Raw genomic sequence first — 15,213 nt, 5'->3', positions numbered from 1 at the left:
TGCTGCCGCCTCTGTACGGGGAGCCTCCGGTGCCGGATAATCGGTGCCGACCCAGTGCCCGACATCGGAGACCACAGATGCCCATGGCGGTCGGCCGGCCCGCCCCAACCGCGCACGTGACCTCTGGGTGGCTTCGCCCATGAGCCACGGCGTGCGGCGGTCGCCTCGGCAGGACAGATCGCGTTTCACTGTCGACGCCCTCTTGGAGGCGGCGGCGCAACTGTTCGGTCGCGATGGCCTGGCCACCACCACCAACCACATCGCCGAGCGGGCCGGTACCTCGATAGGCACGCTGTACCAGTACTTCCCGGATAAACAGGCGATTCTGCACACGCTCGCCCGGCGGCACGTCACCGACGCGGCTACCCGCCTGGGCGCCGTGCTGGACGAGGTGCGCGCCGCCGAGCCGCCGTTCGAGCAGGCACTGCGCAGAGTGCTGGACACGGCCATCGATCTGCATCGCGACCGCCCCGGATTGCACGCCTTGATGCACCGGATGGCTATGCGCGGGGCGGATGAGCTGGCGGCCATGCATGCCTTCGAGGATCATCTCGCGAACGAACTCGCCTATCATCTCCGCCGCTGCGGTCGCGGCGGCACAGACCCGGAGTCGACCGCGCGCCTGCTGGTCCACACGATCGATGCGCAGATACATCGGGTGCCTCCGCGGCATCCGATGACCACGGACGATCTGATGGCCGTGGTGGAGCGGTTGGCGCCCCCGGTATCAGCGCCCTGACCCGCTCGCTTCGGCGAGGATCGCGCGCAGGGCCGCGGCCAGCTGCGCGACCCCCGGTTCTTCGACGGGAAAATGCCCGCAGTTGTCCAGCAGCACGGTTTCGCGCCGGGCCGGAATCCGTTCGAGGAAACGGATACTCAGCTCGGGCGGTGTCCACTGGTCCGCGGCGGGATGGACCAGTGTGACCGGAGCGGCGGTGAACTCTTGCGGCGGTGCGTGCCGGTAGTCCACGAAACTACGGAGGAACCCCAGCGGGATACGGGCGCCGCCACCCAGCGGATCGGCCGCGCACAGCCGCGACAGGTCGGGGTCGAGGCTCATCTTGTCCATATGGGTGATCCAGCGGATGGGCACGCGGAGCCGGCCGCAGACCGGGTCGATCCACCGCAGCAGGCGCGGACCCGACCGGCCGGGCAGATTCCATCGGGTGAGGACGGGGAGCGAGTGCGGATCGGCGGGGTCCAGCAGACAGGTCGCCACGACATGCGCGACCGCACCGGTGCGTGCGGCGATCTCGTAGGCCAGCATCCCGCCCATACTCGCGCCGAACAGCACTATTGGCCGCTCGTCCGCCGCGGCCTGCGTGTGCACCAGATCGCACAGCAGGTCGACCCACTCGCCGTAGCGCACCCCGGCCGGATCGGGTTCGACCGTCCGTCCGTACAGCGGGAGGTCGACGGCCGTGGCATCGACGTTCTCCCGCAGCCCCAGCGTCACTGCCGGCCAGAGCAGGCCCGAGTGACCGCCGGCGCCGTGGATCGCCAGGAGCCGCACCGGAGCGTCGGGTACCGCGGCGCGCAGCATATGGACCCGGCGGCCACGCCACTCCCACCATTCGGATACCGGTTCGGCGATCGGATCGGACCGGTAGGGCTCGGGCAGGAACTCGGCGTATGCGCGGCGGGTTTGTGCGTTCATACCTTCAGCCTCGGGACACAAGACAGGCCCGGCAACTCGCTTTCGGCAGCCGAGAAAATGCCTACTGAACTGCTGGAACAGTACTCTTATGGGCGGCTGCTCAGCTTTCGGTTCACCTCCCACGGTCCACGTGGCGATTCCCGGGGACGTCCGCGCAACGTTTGCCGCGCACGATCCGGGCAATACCGCGGGGGGCGAGACCGGTCCGGCGACGAGCGCAGGAGGGCTGGGCGATGACGAACGACGTGGAAAAGCGCTGGTCCGGCGACGGGAACTTCCGCCGGGCCGTCCGCTACACCCTGGCAGTGCTGGCCGTTGCGGCACTGGTGTGCGCGGGAACCGCGATCTGGTCGGCCGCGGCGCAGTGCCGGGACGCCGATTCGCTGCTCTGCGATACGCCGTCCCAGGTGGCGGTGCTGTTCGGTCCCGGTGTGCTGCTGTTCCTGGGTGGTATCGGGGCATTCGTGGAGACGATCCGGGTGTGGCGGCGCGGTGGCACCTGGCCGATCTGGCAGGGCGCGGGCTGGTTCCTGTTCCTGATCATGCTGTTCTATCTCGGTATCGGTGCCACCACGGTCCCCGCCACCTGACCGGGAGCACCCGGATCCGGTGGCGCAGAACAGCCGGGTTCCGGTAAGGGCCCCGGTAGGCCTGCTGATCGAGCCCTACTTGTGGCAGACTTTCGAGGAATGCTCGGATGACGGCCACGCGACTCGATGGGTCGGCAGGGACCGTGCGCGGAAGGTGATGCGGGAATTGAGATCGCGATGGATCTGATCGCCATCGAGGGGCGGGTGGCCACCGACCGGATCGCGGCCCGGGACCGCACCCCGGAAACCGAATTACAGCTGGCCACCAGCCTGTCCGAACTCGCCGCCGCATATCTGGCCACCAAAACAGATGGCTCGGTACGGAACCGGGTGGCCGGGGCATTGGAACCCGCGCAGGAGGCGGTGATGATCCGGCTGCGCTGGTTCACCGCCGGGCAGGTCACCGCGCAATTCGCGAACAAGGTGCAGGACACGCTGCGGCTGCTGGAGCAGGCGGCCCGGGAGATCGGGCACCGTGAACTGGCCACCGCGACCATCCGCGATGCCTGCAACGCCTATACGCAAGTAGCGCACGATCATCCGAATGCGGCGGGAGCCTGCGCGGACAGCCTGTCGAAATGCGGTGTATGGCTGTGCCGGCTGGATCCGGGCGCGGCGGTCATGGCAACCGACGAGGCCGTGCGGATCCGCGCCGGTTTGTTCGCGGCCGATCCGGATCAGTCGCGCAAGTACCTCGCCACCTTGAACACGCTGTTACGCACCCTGATGGTGGGCCGGCAGCGCAAACAGGCGGTGGCCATGTACCGCGAACGGTATACCGCGCTCACCACCCCGGAGATGGCCGCGCAGCTGCGCGCGATGAAGATCGAAGAGATCGGTTTCACCAGCAAAACCCAGTCCGCGCTGCGCAAACTCGAATGCCGCACGCTGGAGCGCGCCGGCTATCTGACCCAGCAGCAGATCCTCTACCAAAGCGCCGGTGATCTGGCGACCATCGAGGAGATCAACTGGAATCTGGCGCTGGTCGGGCTCAAACCACTGGTGGCGGGTGCCATGCCGGATCAGCCGGCCAAACCGGTGGAGATCGGCTCGTCGTTCGGTGCGCTCGGTGTGCTCTGTTCGGCGCCGGACGCAGTGCAGCAGGTGCGGGCGGCGATTATCGCCGCCTACAGCGAGGCGGGCGCAGAGCTGGTGGATATCAACACCGCGTACGGCGTGGACAAGGCGCATTGGGGCACCCGCGATCCGCAGATGAACGCGACCCCCGAACTCGGGGAGGATATCGTGCTGATCGAGCGGAGGTCGGGGAGCTGGGTCGCGGTGCAGAGCCTGAAATGGGAACTCACGCCGGTGGCGAAGAACCCGCTGGCCCTCCGTCTTTCGCGGCAGTGGCCGGTGATGAGCGTGACCAGCACCGAGAGCCTGGCCTACGAGCTGTGCTGGTACGAACAGGGCGCGGCCGCCCAGTACGCCGCGCTCGGACGGCCCGCGGAGCCGGTGGCGCTCGATACCCCGCTGGCGCCGTTGGATTTCGGCAAGCTCGCCGATTACGGCGCCGATTACGCCTCGGAGACGCAGATCCGTTCGGCCTTCGGTAATGCGACCATGTTCGCGAAGCTCACCGAGCTGCCCGCCAGCGGTATCCGCCAGGCCGCCGAGGCCCGGCCGCTGGCCGGCTACGGCGATCAGGTGCTGTGTTTCCGCGGTCCCGCGGGCCCGAAACGGGCGGGTCGCTCCTGAACCGCGGGCGGCCTGTACCCGGGATCACTCCGATACCCTGACGACCGCTTGGTGAGACTCGTCTCGGCCCGCGCACCATGCTTCGCTATGGTTTGGACCGAAGCTGATGCATTGCCGGACAACGGCAATGCCGGGAACATTAGGGTGATATGCGCCGATCACCATGGTGTCGTCTGCGCATGCCCTGGAACGGGTTGATCTATCGTGGCTGTTCGGCGGCATCTGTCCGACTCGTGGGATCGGGCACTCCGCTCCGGCAGGAATGTCACTCGAGGCCGTGTCGGTATCCGCACCCGGCTGCTCTCGATCCTGCTGATCACGAATATCACGCTGTTGATCATCGGTGTCGGCGCCGCCGGATACCTGGTGAAGGACAGTCTGTCGGCCCGGGTCTGGGCCAATCTCATCAGCAGCACCACCACGCCGGTGATCTCCATGGTCGAAACGTTCGAGGAGGAGCGCAGACTGTCGATGCTGTACCTGGAGGGCGATCCGGTCGCGGCCGGCGCTCTCGCGGACGCGCGAGCACGGTCCGATTCCGCGCTTGCGGCGACGATCGCCAAGGGCGAAGCTGCCCAGCGGCTCGACCCCGGCGGGACGGCAGCCGAACTGGAGACCTTCCGTCCGCTCTACAACAGCGTTCCCGGTTTCCGCGCCACCATCGACGCCCGCGCGGTACCCAGTGCCGACGCTTTCGGATTCTTCAATACGGTGATCGACACGATTTTCCGGGCGTCGCTGATCGCCGCCCGGGTCGCGCCCGACGCCGGCCTGGGGATCGCACTCGGTTACGGCGTCGAACCGCTGCGGGCCGCGGAAGCCCTCTCGCGCGCCGATACCCTCGGTATCGTGAGCCTCGCCCGCGGGGACGCGACGCCTGAGCAATTCCTCGAATTCCACCGGTACGTCGGTGAGTTCCGCGCGCAGGCCGCCTATTCGTCGTCTGTACTGAAGGGTCCGCGACTGGACCAGCTGCACGCTCTCATCTCGTCACCGGACTGGCAGCAGGTGACCGCCATGCAGGACGCGATGGTGCTGCGCGGCCCCTTCCCGGCTCCGTCCGAAAGCGTCGACGGCGGGGGCGAGTCCGGGCAATCCGAGCCCGCCACCCTGCCGATGACCGGACCGGCCTGGCAGGAAGCGTCCACCCGGCTCGGCTCGGCCCTGCTGAAACTGTGGGAGGACCAGAGCCGCGACGCACATGCCATCGCCCGTGAGGAGGGCACCGATACGGCGAGCCTGTCGTTGATCGGCGGGATCGTGGTCCTGGTCGTCACACTGGTGGCGTTCCTGGGCACCTTGTTCGTGGCCAACCGGTTCATCGCGCGTATGCGCCGGCTGCGCAGCGACACCCTCGAACTGGCCGACCACCGGCTGCCCGATCTGATGCGGCGCCTCGACAGCGGCGCCGAGATCGATACGGCCGCCGAGGTGGCCCGCCTGGACTTCGGTACCGACGAACTCGGCGAGGTGGCCGACGCGTTCAACCGGGCGCAGGTCGCCGCGGTATCGGCCGCCGTGGCCGAATCCCGTACCCGGGCCGGTTTCCGCACGGTCTTCCTCAATATCGCTCACCGCAATCAGGTCGCCGTGCACAAACAGCTGGCCCTGCTCGACCGCGCGGAGCGCCGGGAGGAGAACGCCGACCAGCTCGAGTTGCTGTTCGAACTGGACCATCTGGCCACCCGCGCCCGGCGCCATGCCGAGAACCTCATCGTGCTGGGCGGTGAGAACCCCGGCCGGGTGTGGCGTCATGCGATTCCGCTGTGGGATCTGATCCGCGGAGCCGCGGCGGAAACCGTCGACTACACCCGGATCCACACCGGCGGCGCTCCCGATGTGCTGATCGCCGGCCAGGCCACCGCCGATCTGATCCACCTGCTGGCCGAGCTGATGGACAACGCCACCGCGTTCTCACCGCCGCAGTCGCGGGTGGAGGTCTCGGCGGCCGTCGTGGGCCGCGGGGTCGCGGTCGAGGTCGCCGACCAGGGGCTGGGCATGTCGGCCGACGAGATCGTCGCGAACAACCAGCTGCTTTCGCAACCACCGGATTTCGGGGTCGCGGCGCTGTCCGGCGATACCCGGTTGGGGCTTTTCGTGGTGGCCACGCTGGCGGCCCGTCACGGCGCGTCGGTACGACTGTCGGATTCGATATACGGCGGAGTCAAGGCCGTCGTGCTGATTCCCACCGAACTGATCGAAGAACGCGGCGTGCCCGGCGCGGGAAACCCGGCGGACAACGGAACGCGTTCCGAGGAAGCCGGAGGCCGGGACTCCGCGGAGAAACGCAGCGGACCGAACGGCAGCCCCGCACCCGCCGGTGTCCCGACCCCGGCACGACCCGGCGGGCCCGGGCAGCCGGCCACCGATAATGCGGCGCAGCAACCGAGTACGGGCACCCGCCCTCCGCTTCCCCGACGGCGCCGGCAGAGCGCCGAACCCGCCCCCTCTCCCGAACCCGCCGATTCCGGTACCGCCCCGGCCGCCGAAGCACCTCGTCCCCGCAGCGCCGAGGAAGCACGCAATCTGATGGCCGCCATCGAGGGTGGCACCCGGTCGGGACGCAGTGCACTGCCGGAGCCGGCCGAATCCGAGAGAACTCGACAGGAAGGCGACGATGACCACTCCCCCGCGCATTGACCCGAACCGGCCGTCGGCGAAGCCGGTGAGCAGGCCGCCGGAGACCGGAGCGAACGGCAAGCCGCAGCCATGAGCGGTCCACACGACACCTCGGGGGACGAGGAGGACGCCGGCCCGGTCGTCCGTCTCTATGCGCTGACCCGCGGCCGGGGTCGTAGCGAGCGCACGGAGCTCACGCTGGATTCCATGGTGGCCGACGCCGGCTCCGGCCTGGCGCTGCGACGGCCGGAACCCGAGTACGCCGAAATAGTCCGGCTGTGCCGGGCACCGCAGTCGGTGGCCGAGGTATCGGCTCAACTCGGTGTTCCGCTGGCGCTGACCAAGGTGTTGATCGGGGATCTCGTCGACGACGGCCGGCTGATCGTGCGTGCACCGGTGGAAACTCCCGACAACGCGGCCGGACTCGATCTCCTGCGGACGATCGCGAACAGTTTGCGGGGCGGTTGATCGGGCCCGCCGATCGGTCTTCGAATACGCCGCAGCGCGACCCGCGCCACCCGAACTTCGGGGTGAGCGCCGCATTCGCCTATCCGCTTCCGGGGACCACACGCATCCCGTTCGCTAGAGTCTGGGACAGACAAAGCGCATTGCGAGGAAAAATCTAGTAGAAATTATCGCAATGCCGGGATAGCTGGGATGGGCCGCCCCGCGGCCGGGCGGCCCATCACCCTGAAACGAGTGGGTCTACGTTGGGATTTCGCCTACCTCTCGCCGGAAAATTCCTGCGAAAAGCGCGTTCCGGAGCGAATCGCACGCGCGGGCGGGTCCGCATCCGCACCCGACTGCTCGCGATCGTGCTCGTCACCAGTCTCGCGCTGGTGACGATCGGGACCGGCGCAGCCGCCTACCTCGTGCGGTCCGGCCGGGATGCGACGAACTGGGCCGAACTGGCCAGCAGTACCACCGGTCCGGCAATTCTGATGGTGCGAGCATTCGAGGAGGAACGGCGGCTTTCCCTGCTGCTGCTGGCGGGCGATACGAGTGTGGCGCCGGCGCTGGTGGCGGCGCGCGATCAGTCGGATATCGCCCTGGGCGCGGTCATTGCCAAAGGTGACGCAGCCCAGCAGCTCGATCCCGACGGTTCCCGAGCCGAACTCGAGGCTTATCAGCAGTTGTTCGGCCAAGTGCCCGCCACCCGGGCAGCTGTCGATACGGGCACGATCCCGCGGCCGGAGGCTTTCGGTTTCTTCAGCGCGGTGATCGATACGATCGTCGCGGCCTCCATGCTGGCCGCCCGGGTCGCCCCGGACGCGGGGGTGGCGATATCGCTCGGCTACGGCGCCGAACCTCTGCGCGCCGCCGAAGCACTGTCCAAGGCGGACACCCTGGGCGCGGTGGCGCTCACCCTGAACGAACTGACCGCGGCTCAACTGGTCGAATTCAACCGCTACGCCGGTGAATTCCGCGGTGAAGTGGCGTATTCCGGGGCGGTACTCAAAGGCGAACGGCTCGCGCAACTCCGGGCGATCACCGATTCCGCCGACTATCGGCAGGTGATCGCCATGCAGGACGCGATCATGGCCGGCGGCGCGCGCTCGGCCGGCGAATCCGAGGACAGCTCCGGCAGCACCGACGAATCGGATTCCGCCGGCGAACGGGCCGCGTTGCCGATGGATATCGCTGCCTGGCAGCAGGCGTCCGGCCGGGTCACCGGGGATCTGTTGAAGCTGTGGGAGGACCAGAGCAACGATGCCCATGCCACCGCCCGCGCACAGGGCGATGAGACGGCCACGAAATCGCTGCTCGGCGGTATCGCCGTGCTGCTGCTCACCGGGCTGACGTTCCTCGTCGCGCTGCTGATGGCCAACCGCTTCATCGCCCGGATGCGCCATCTGCGCAACGACACCCTGGACTTGGCCGACAACCGCCTGCCCGACCTCATGCGCCGCCTCGACGACGGCGCGGAGGTGGACACCACCGCCGAGGTCGCGCAGCTGGATTTCGGTACCGACGAACTCGGCGAGGTCGCCGACGCGTTCAACCGGGCCCAGCTGGCCGCCGTATCGGCCGCGGTGGCCGAGGCCAAGACGCGGGCGGGTTTCAACGCGGTGTTCCTGAATATGGCGCATCGCAACCAGCTCGCGGTCCATCGCCAGCTGGCGCTGCTGGATCAGGCCGAACGCCGCGAGGAGAACGCCGATCAGCTCGAACTGCTCTTCCAGCTCGACCATCTCGCCACCCGCGCCCGCCGCCATGCCGAGAACCTCATCGTGCTGGGTGGCCAACAGCCCGGCCGGCGCTGGCGCAAACCCGTCTCCCTGTGGGACATCATCCGGGCCGCGGCCGCGGAGAGCCTGGATTACACACGTATCCACACCGGGCGGGTACCGGAGATGCGCATCGTCGGGAAAACCGCGGCCGACCTCATCCACCTGCTCGCCGAACTGATGGACAACGCGACGGCGTTCTCGCCGCCCGATTCCCGGGTCGAGGTATCGGCCACCCCGGTGGGGCGCGGTGTAGCGATCGAGGTGGCCGATCAGGGTCTCGGCATGCCGGAAGACGAGATCGGCGAACGGAACCGGGCGCTGGCCCAACCGCCGGACTTCGGTGTCACGGCATTGACCGGCGATACTCGCCTCGGACTGTTCGTGGTCGCCACTCTTGCTGCCCGGCAAGGCATTTCGGTACGACTGACCGAATCCGCGTACGGCGGAATCAAGGCGATCGTCCTCGTTCCGACCGCACTCACCGAACCCGGCGGGCCGCCACCCCTGGAAGCCGCCCCGGTGATCGCACCCGCCATGGCGGGTGCGGCACCCGCGGCGCCCCTGCCCTTCCGCACTTCGCCGGCGACACCGTTCGCCACCGCTCCGGTGTATGAGGCGCCCTACGATTCCCGCACGCTGGGCTCGGACGTCTACCCCGCCGTCACTTCCGAAGCCCCGTATCCGGACCCGCACACAGAGCCGGATCCGTATCGCGCAGGTGCCGGCCGGCCGCCGCTGCCGCGCCGCCACCGCAAGGCCGCCGAGCCCACCGCCCGGGACGAGAACCCCGATCCCGGTGCTGTCCGCCCCCGGACCCCGGAACAGGCCCGCAACCGGATGTCGGCGATTTCCCGTGGGAGCCGTTCGGGCCGCCGCGCACCGTATTCCGATCCCACTGCTCCAGAACGCTCTAGACGAGAAGGCGAACGATGACCGACCCCAATCGCACCGATCTCAGCTGGCTACTCGAGGATTTGGTCCGCGGTCTACCGGACGCCGATTCCGCGGTACTGCTGTCCACCGACGGCTTGCTGATGGGGCATTCCTCCGGGCTCGACCGCGACGATGCCGAACGTTTCGCCGCGATGGCCTCCGCCTTCCACAGTCTGGCCCGGAGCGCCGGAAGCCATTTCAAGGCCGGTGGGGTCTGCCAGACGGTGGTGGAGCTCGACCGGGCGGTCCTGTTCGTCACCGCGGCCGGCGGTAATGCCTGCCTCTCGCTGCTGGCCGCCGACTCCGCCGACCTGGGGATGGTGGCCTACGAAATGAACCGCACCGTACAGCAGGTCGGCGCTCATCTCGGCGTCGATTCCCGCACATATCAGGACGACCGCGGCCGGCCGGGCCCGTATGACCGGCCGGTGCCTCAGAACCGGTCGCCGATCCCCGCCCACGACCGGCCCGGCACCCAGGTGCGTGGCTATCCGAACGGCATACGCTAGCCGTGTACGGGCCCGAGGATCACTGGGACGAGGACGACGGTCCCATCGTGCGCCTCTTCGCGGTGACCCGCGGGCGGGGCCGCACGGGGCGCCGGGAGCTCACCCTGGATACCAGGGTGGTGGACCGGGGTGCCGGGCTGGCGCCGCAGCGCACCGAACCCGAGTACGTCGATATCATCCGCCTCTGCCGGACCGCGCAGTCGGTGGCGGAGATTTCGGCGCAGGTGCAGCTTCCGCTGGCGATGGCGAAGGTGCTCGTCGCGGATCTGATCGACGACGGCCGGCTGGAGGTCCGGCCGCCGTTCGAAACCACGATAGATCCCGCCCGGGATATCGGTCTGCTGCACAGCATCGCGCGCAGCCTGCGGGAGGCCTGATCATCGGGCCGGACCTCCCGCGCCCGCGGTCAGTCCAGCCGGGCCGCCAGGCGGGTGGCGTTCATATGCGCGATTGCCTCGATCGTAACCATCGGGTTCACACCCGAGGAGGTCGGGAAGCACGACGCGTCGGCGACGACGATATTCTTCACATCCCAGGTGGCACCGTCTGGGTCGGTTGCGGAGTTCTCCGCCGAGCCGCCCATCCGGGCCGACCCCATGATGTGCAGGGCGCCCATCGTGCAGCGCCCGGGACCGTATCCGGCGGCCTTCGCGGCGGCCGAGAACTCGGCGAGCGAACCACGAACACCCGGTTCGTAGGAGACACCCGCTTGATGTCCGGAGAAGATGCGGGTGGCGCCCGCGGCTTCGAGAATCCTGGCGGCGCCCTCGATACCGGTGTGCAGGTGAGCGGCGTCGTAGTCGGAAATCCGGTAGTCCACGGTGGGTTCCCCGCCCCGGTCCACCTTCACCGCACCGGAGTCACGGTCGCGGGTGATGATGCCGACGGCATTGGTGCGCGCGAAATCCTGCATGACCCGGCGATGATCCGCCGAGCCCTGCCAGCTCATGAATCCGGTGGACGAGCCGGGTGCCAGTGGACCCGTCTCGTAGATCACGCCGTAACCGTTTCCGTCGAGATCGGCGTGCTGCCGGCAGATCCGGGTCTGCAGACCGCCTTCCCAGGGCCGCACTTCTTCGTCGAACAGACCGAAAACGGCCGCCGCCGGATGCAACCGCAGGTAACGGCCGATGTTCTTGTTACCCAGACCCGACCGGCGCAGCAGTGCGGGTGTCTGGATCGCGCCCGCCGCCACCACCACCGCTCGCGCGCGGACCTCGAATTCCACGCCCGCCGAGGTACGCACGGTCACTGCTTCGGCGATACTGTCGCGCACCGAGATCCGGCGTACATTCGCGTCCACGATCAACCGTGCGCCGCGGGCCGCGGCATCGGCCAGCCAGGTCTTGGTCACCGACTGTTTGGCTCCCAACCGGCAGCCGCTACCGCACCGGCCGCATTCGATACCGGCGTCGCAGGCATCGGTCACATTGCGCGGCAGGGGGTCGACCGGCCAGCCGAGCGCACGTGCGCCGCGCTCCAGGATGTCGTCCCGCACCAGCGGGGTGGAGCGCCGCTCGTTCACGCCGAGCCGCCGCAATACCGTATCCAGCGATTCGGTGAACTCGGCGCCGGCGAACTGCTGGGCGCCGATCGCGGCCCATTCGTCGCGCACGCTCTCGGGAGTGGGCAGCGACGTACTCCAGTTCACCACCGTGCCGCCGCCGAGGCAGGATCCCGCGACCAGCGCGAGCTGGCCCTCGCTGGATGCCAGCGGTCCGGGCGAATACAGCAGTTGCTGCCCGGCGAGTTCACCGCCGCCGAAATCCTTGTCGTCGTAGTACTCGCCGCGTTCGAGCACGACCACATCGAGACCCGCCGCGGCGAGCACGCCGGCGGCGGTCCCACCACCGGCACCGGAGCCGACGATCACGACATCACAGGTGAGGCTCGTCGGTGCGGTGATGCGCTGCGGTGCGAGCGCGGGCTGCGGCGCATTCGCCAACGGACCGGGAATCGCGTCGTAGCCCAGGTGTTTCCACAGCGGATTGACTCCCGTCGGCCCCGGGGTGATGTTGTATGCCAGCAACGACGCCTGCTTCAGAGCCTGGAAAACCGCGCGCACGGCACCGAACCGGGAGGCGCCGAGCCGCAGCAGCGCCTTCTCTCGGTCCTGCTGCGACAGTTTCGAATACCGCCGCGGGCCCCATCCGGCGAGCAGTCCGGTGACCGGACCGTCCCACAGGTCCAGCAGCATCGCCAGCTGTTCGGTCTCGGCTTCCCGCGGATTGCGCGCCAGCAGGGCCAGCACCGTGTCCACAGCGCCCAACTCGGACGCCGAGGGCAAGGTCAGCCCGTCCCCGGGCAGGAACGTATCGCAGATCATCTCCAGCGCGGCGCGCTGTTTGTCGGTCGGTTGCATGGTTGTCCCTTCGCTACAGCCGATTTCTACCACGATGTGCGAATATTCGCTCACTTATAAAGCAATACCCTGCGATATAATGGTGTTCTGGTCTAGAACAATTGTTCACTTGTCAGTGCTCGGTGCCGCATGTTTACGGAAGCGCCCGCAGCGCCGGTGCTCGAAGATCGAGCGACGGAAGCGTTGCAAGGAGGCGTAGTGCGAACAGTGGTTCTGACAGCAGCGGGTCTTTTCTTCACGGGAATGGGCCTGTACGCCCTCGCCGCGCCCGCGCGGCTCGTGCGCCCCTTCGGCATCGCCGTCGGCACCACGCCGGGACGCTCCGAAGTGAGGGCGGTGTACGGCGGGTTCGGTCTCGCGGTTGCCGCCGCACTGTTCTGGTCGGCGACGACGACCGGCGACCTGGGGCGGGGCGTGGTACTCGCGGTCGCGGTCGCACTGGCCGGGATGGCGGCGGGCCGGGTGATTTCGCGGGTATTCGATGCTCCGGCCGCGTTTTATCCGACCTGGTTCTACTTCTGGGTGGAGACGCTCGCCGCCGCGGCGCTGCTCACGGTGAACTGAATCGGGATGCGGCGCGAAACCGTCAGAACAGCGTCATCGGTTCGGTTTCGGCCGGGTCGGGCAACGGTGCGAGGTCCGGGACATGGACACGGACCTCGTCGTGGAAACGGCGCGCCAGATCCCGGGAGGACGCATTGTCCGGGGTGTGCAGGAAGACCGTCGGCGAACGCCCCTCCCGCAACCATTCGACCGCCTGCTCCACCCAGGGCCGCCAGCCCGCCATCGTCACCTCGGGATCGTCACGGCCGTGATATCGCACGATGGGGCTCTCGGTGAGCGCCCGCATCCGCCGCGGCAACCGCGGTTTCTTCGATTGCGCCTCGTACTCCGCCGAACTCGCCGGCCGCGCCGCGAACAGAACGGTGGTATCGAACGGAACCCATTCCGCCCCCGCCCGGCCCAGTACCCGTTCGAGCCGGTTCGCCGCATCGTCGTCGGTGAAGAACGCCGGATGCCGCACCTCCACCGCCACCCGCAGACCGGCCGGGACCTGCCGGACGAATCCGGCCAGCGACCCCAGCTCGTTCGGCCCGAAGGTACCGGGCAGCTGGACCCACAGCGCATGCATCCGGGACCCGAGAGGCTCCATGGTGTGCAGGAAATCGTTCAGCTCAGCGTCCACGCCCGAGAGCCGGCGTTCGTGCGTGACGGTTTTGGGCAGTTTGATCACGAACCGGAAATCCGGGGCGGTCCGCTGCGCCCAGGTCTCCACGGTGCGCCGGGCCGGCACCGCGTAGAAGGTGGTGTTGCCCTCCACCGCATCACACCAGCTCGCATAACTGCGCAGTGTGTCACCCGTCGCCGGCCACTCGGCGTGTGTCCACATGGCACAACCCACGGATAAACGCATATCCGGCCTCAGCGCTTCAATCCGTGCCTCCGCGCGACGACCTTCTCGATCACCGCCGCCGGTAACAGCCGCCGCAGCAGGAAGACGATCGGCGCCCGGCTACCCTTGGCATACAGCGGTTTCGGCTTCGTCGCGGATATCGCGCGCACGATCGTGCGCGCCACGTCGTCCGGGCTCGTCCCGGCCCGCTCATTACGATCCAGATTGCTGATCATCGTCGCGAAATCCGCCGCGTACACCGAATCCTCGGCGATGTACTTGGTGCGCCGCTCCCCGATCCCGGTCGCGATCGACCCGGGTTCGACGGTGCTGATCCACACCCCGAACGGCGCCGTCTCCAACCGTGCCGCGTCCGCGAAACCCTTGATCGCCGCCTTCGTCGCCACATACGAGGACCGGTAGGCCAGCGGGAAACTCGCCAGCATGGACCCGACCATGATGATCCGCCCGTACCCGCGCTCCCGCATTCCCGGCAGGACTGCCTGCGTCAACTGCACCGCACCGAAAACGTTCAACTGGAATATCCGGGTCACAGCGTCGTGGGGCAGTTCCTCGATCGGGCCCGACTGGCTCTCCCCCGCATTGTTCACCAGCACATCCACCGGCCCGAGCTCATGCCCGAACTGTTCGATACCGGCCGGATCGGTGAGGTCGAGCGCGCGATACTCCACCTCCGGAACCCGCGCCGAGGCCGCGATCGAATCCGGATTCCGGCTGGTCCCGATCACGCGGTAACCCTGTTCCACCAGCAGCGCGGCCGTAGCCCGCCCGATCCCCGACGACGCCCCCGTCACCAGCGCGGTCTTCGTCATACGACCCCTATCCTCGACAACCCGGGCGCCCGGCAAGGTCCAGGCGGAACCGCCAATCTAACCGATCGGCGGGCCGGCCCCAGGAATCACCAGGTGGGGTACCCGGCGAGCACGCCCAGCATGTTGAGAAAGATGATGTACTTCAGGAAGCCAGGCATAACGGTCTCTCTTCGATCGTCGAACTCGGTCGCCGGAGGGCGTCCATCTACCGATTACCCTCCGACCAGGCGTCACACTCCTAAATATGTGCGCTGCTGAACTTTTCGATCACCGAGAAGAAATCGTTACTCCCCCGGGCCGGCCGGCGGCAGCGGCTCCCGCCACGATGCGCGGTGCCCCGGCGCCCCGCCGCGCGCAAGTTCATCCAGCCGGCCGCGGTGGGACC

At 68.2% G+C, this 15,213-nt stretch carries 13 protein-coding genes; 9 read left to right on the top strand and 4 right to left on the bottom strand.

Annotation, left to right across the window (positions count from 1 at the left end; genetic code table 11):
- Window positions 1–139 precede the first annotated feature (139 nt).
- Window positions 140–739: a TetR/AcrR family transcriptional regulator gene (locus NFL01S_RS28600; RefSeq protein WP_062979420.1), complete on the top strand. Its 600-nt coding sequence runs from the start codon at window positions 140–142 to the stop codon at window positions 737–739.
- Here NFL01S_RS28600 and NFL01S_RS28595 read toward each other — a convergent pair.
- Entirely contained in the window at window positions 728–1,657 is a 930-nt protein-coding gene (locus NFL01S_RS28595) for an alpha/beta fold hydrolase (RefSeq protein ID WP_062979419.1), read from the bottom strand. The genes NFL01S_RS28600 and NFL01S_RS28595 overlap by 12 nt on opposite strands.
- A gap of 233 nt (window positions 1,658–1,890) precedes the next feature.
- Between NFL01S_RS28595 and NFL01S_RS28590 the strand changes: the two genes are divergently transcribed.
- The 7 genes from NFL01S_RS28590 to NFL01S_RS28560 all read left to right on the top strand — a co-directional run bounded on the left by NFL01S_RS28590 (window position 1,891) and on the right by NFL01S_RS28560 (window position 10,617).
- The gene (locus tag NFL01S_RS28590) at window positions 1,891–2,247 is read left to right on the top strand and encodes a hypothetical protein (protein ID WP_062979418.1); all 357 of its coding nucleotides are present in this window, start codon (window positions 1,891–1,893) and stop codon (window positions 2,245–2,247) included.
- A gap of 177 nt (window positions 2,248–2,424) precedes the next feature.
- Window positions 2,425–3,948, top strand: coding sequence for a hypothetical protein (locus tag NFL01S_RS28585; RefSeq protein WP_062979543.1), 1,524 nt, complete (start codon window positions 2,425–2,427; stop codon window positions 3,946–3,948).
- 204 nt (window positions 3,949–4,152) lie between these two features.
- Entirely contained in the window at window positions 4,153–6,588 is a 2,436-nt protein-coding gene (locus tag NFL01S_RS28580; protein ID WP_062979417.1) for a sensor histidine kinase, read from the top strand.
- A gap of 69 nt (window positions 6,589–6,657) precedes the next feature.
- On the top strand, window positions 6,658–7,035 hold the full coding sequence (locus NFL01S_RS28575) for a DUF742 domain-containing protein (protein ID WP_062979416.1): 378 nt from the start codon (window positions 6,658–6,660) through the stop codon (window positions 7,033–7,035).
- A gap of 347 nt (window positions 7,036–7,382) precedes the next feature.
- Window positions 7,383–9,731 (top strand): sensor histidine kinase, encoded by a 2,349-nt coding sequence (locus tag NFL01S_RS28570; protein ID WP_245670930.1) that lies wholly within the window; start codon window positions 7,383–7,385, stop codon window positions 9,729–9,731.
- A complete protein-coding gene (locus tag NFL01S_RS28565) occupies window positions 9,728–10,240 on the top strand; it encodes a roadblock/LC7 domain-containing protein (protein WP_084493330.1) in 513 nt (170 codons plus the stop codon). The genes NFL01S_RS28570 and NFL01S_RS28565 overlap by 4 nt, the downstream gene beginning before the upstream one ends.
- 2 nt (window positions 10,241–10,242) lie before the next feature.
- On the top strand, window positions 10,243–10,617 hold the full coding sequence (locus tag NFL01S_RS28560) for a DUF742 domain-containing protein (RefSeq protein WP_062979414.1): 375 nt from the start codon (window positions 10,243–10,245) through the stop codon (window positions 10,615–10,617).
- Between the two features lie 29 nt (window positions 10,618–10,646).
- Here the strand turns inward: NFL01S_RS28560 and NFL01S_RS28555 are convergent, their stop codons facing one another.
- Complete coding sequence (locus tag NFL01S_RS28555) at window positions 10,647–12,602, bottom strand: GMC family oxidoreductase (protein WP_062979413.1); 1,956 nt, start codon at window positions 12,600–12,602, stop codon at window positions 10,647–10,649.
- A 198-nt stretch (window positions 12,603–12,800) separates the two neighbouring features.
- Here NFL01S_RS28555 and NFL01S_RS28550 point away from each other — a divergent pair, with 198 nt between their 5' ends.
- On the top strand, window positions 12,801–13,166 hold the full coding sequence (locus NFL01S_RS28550) for a DUF4345 family protein (protein ID WP_218019639.1): 366 nt from the start codon (window positions 12,801–12,803) through the stop codon (window positions 13,164–13,166).
- A 22-nt stretch (window positions 13,167–13,188) separates the two neighbouring features.
- Here the strand turns inward: NFL01S_RS28550 and NFL01S_RS28545 are convergent, their stop codons facing one another.
- Together NFL01S_RS28545 and NFL01S_RS28540 are read right to left on the bottom strand one after the other, a co-directional pair.
- Entirely contained in the window at window positions 13,189–13,992 is an 804-nt protein-coding gene (locus NFL01S_RS28545; protein ID WP_245670929.1) for a DUF72 domain-containing protein, read from the bottom strand.
- A 32-nt stretch (window positions 13,993–14,024) separates the two neighbouring features.
- A complete protein-coding gene (locus tag NFL01S_RS28540) occupies window positions 14,025–14,828 on the bottom strand; it encodes an SDR family oxidoreductase (protein WP_062979411.1) in 804 nt (267 codons plus the stop codon).
- Between the last annotated feature and the right edge of the window lie 385 nt (window positions 14,829–15,213).

The sequence above is a fragment of the Nocardia flavorosea NBRC 108225 genome (genome assembly GCF_001613385.1).
Taxonomy (GTDB): Bacteria; Actinomycetota; Actinomycetes; order Mycobacteriales; family Mycobacteriaceae; genus Nocardia; species Nocardia flavorosea.
The sequence above is the reverse complement of the archived record's forward strand: the minus strand, read 5'-3'. Positions and strand labels throughout refer to the sequence as shown.

Excerpts from the sequence above, each read along its gene's own strand:
- NFL01S_RS28545 (WP_245670929.1), bottom strand. The coding sequence starts at position 13,992 with ATGTGGACACACGCCGAGTGGCCGGCGACGGGTGACACACTGCGCAGT.
- NFL01S_RS28555 (WP_062979413.1), bottom strand. The coding sequence starts at position 12,602 with ATGCAACCGACCGACAAACAGCGCGCCGCGCTGGAGATGATCTGCGAT.
- NFL01S_RS28590 (WP_062979418.1), top strand. The coding sequence starts at position 1,891 with ATGACGAACGACGTGGAAAAGCGCTGGTCCGGCGACGGGAACTTCCGC.
- NFL01S_RS28575 (WP_062979416.1), top strand. The coding sequence starts at position 6,658 with ATGAGCGGTCCACACGACACCTCGGGGGACGAGGAGGACGCCGGCCCG.
- NFL01S_RS28585 (WP_062979543.1), top strand. The coding sequence starts at position 2,425 with ATGGATCTGATCGCCATCGAGGGGCGGGTGGCCACCGACCGGATCGCG.
- NFL01S_RS28540 (WP_062979411.1), bottom strand. The coding sequence starts at position 14,828 with ATGACGAAGACCGCGCTGGTGACGGGGGCGTCGTCGGGGATCGGGCGG.
- NFL01S_RS28595 (WP_062979419.1), bottom strand. The coding sequence starts at position 1,657 with ATGAACGCACAAACCCGCCGCGCATACGCCGAGTTCCTGCCCGAGCCC.
- NFL01S_RS28565 (WP_084493330.1), top strand. The coding sequence starts at position 9,728 with ATGACCGACCCCAATCGCACCGATCTCAGCTGGCTACTCGAGGATTTG.
- NFL01S_RS28600 (WP_062979420.1), top strand. The coding sequence starts at position 140 with ATGAGCCACGGCGTGCGGCGGTCGCCTCGGCAGGACAGATCGCGTTTC.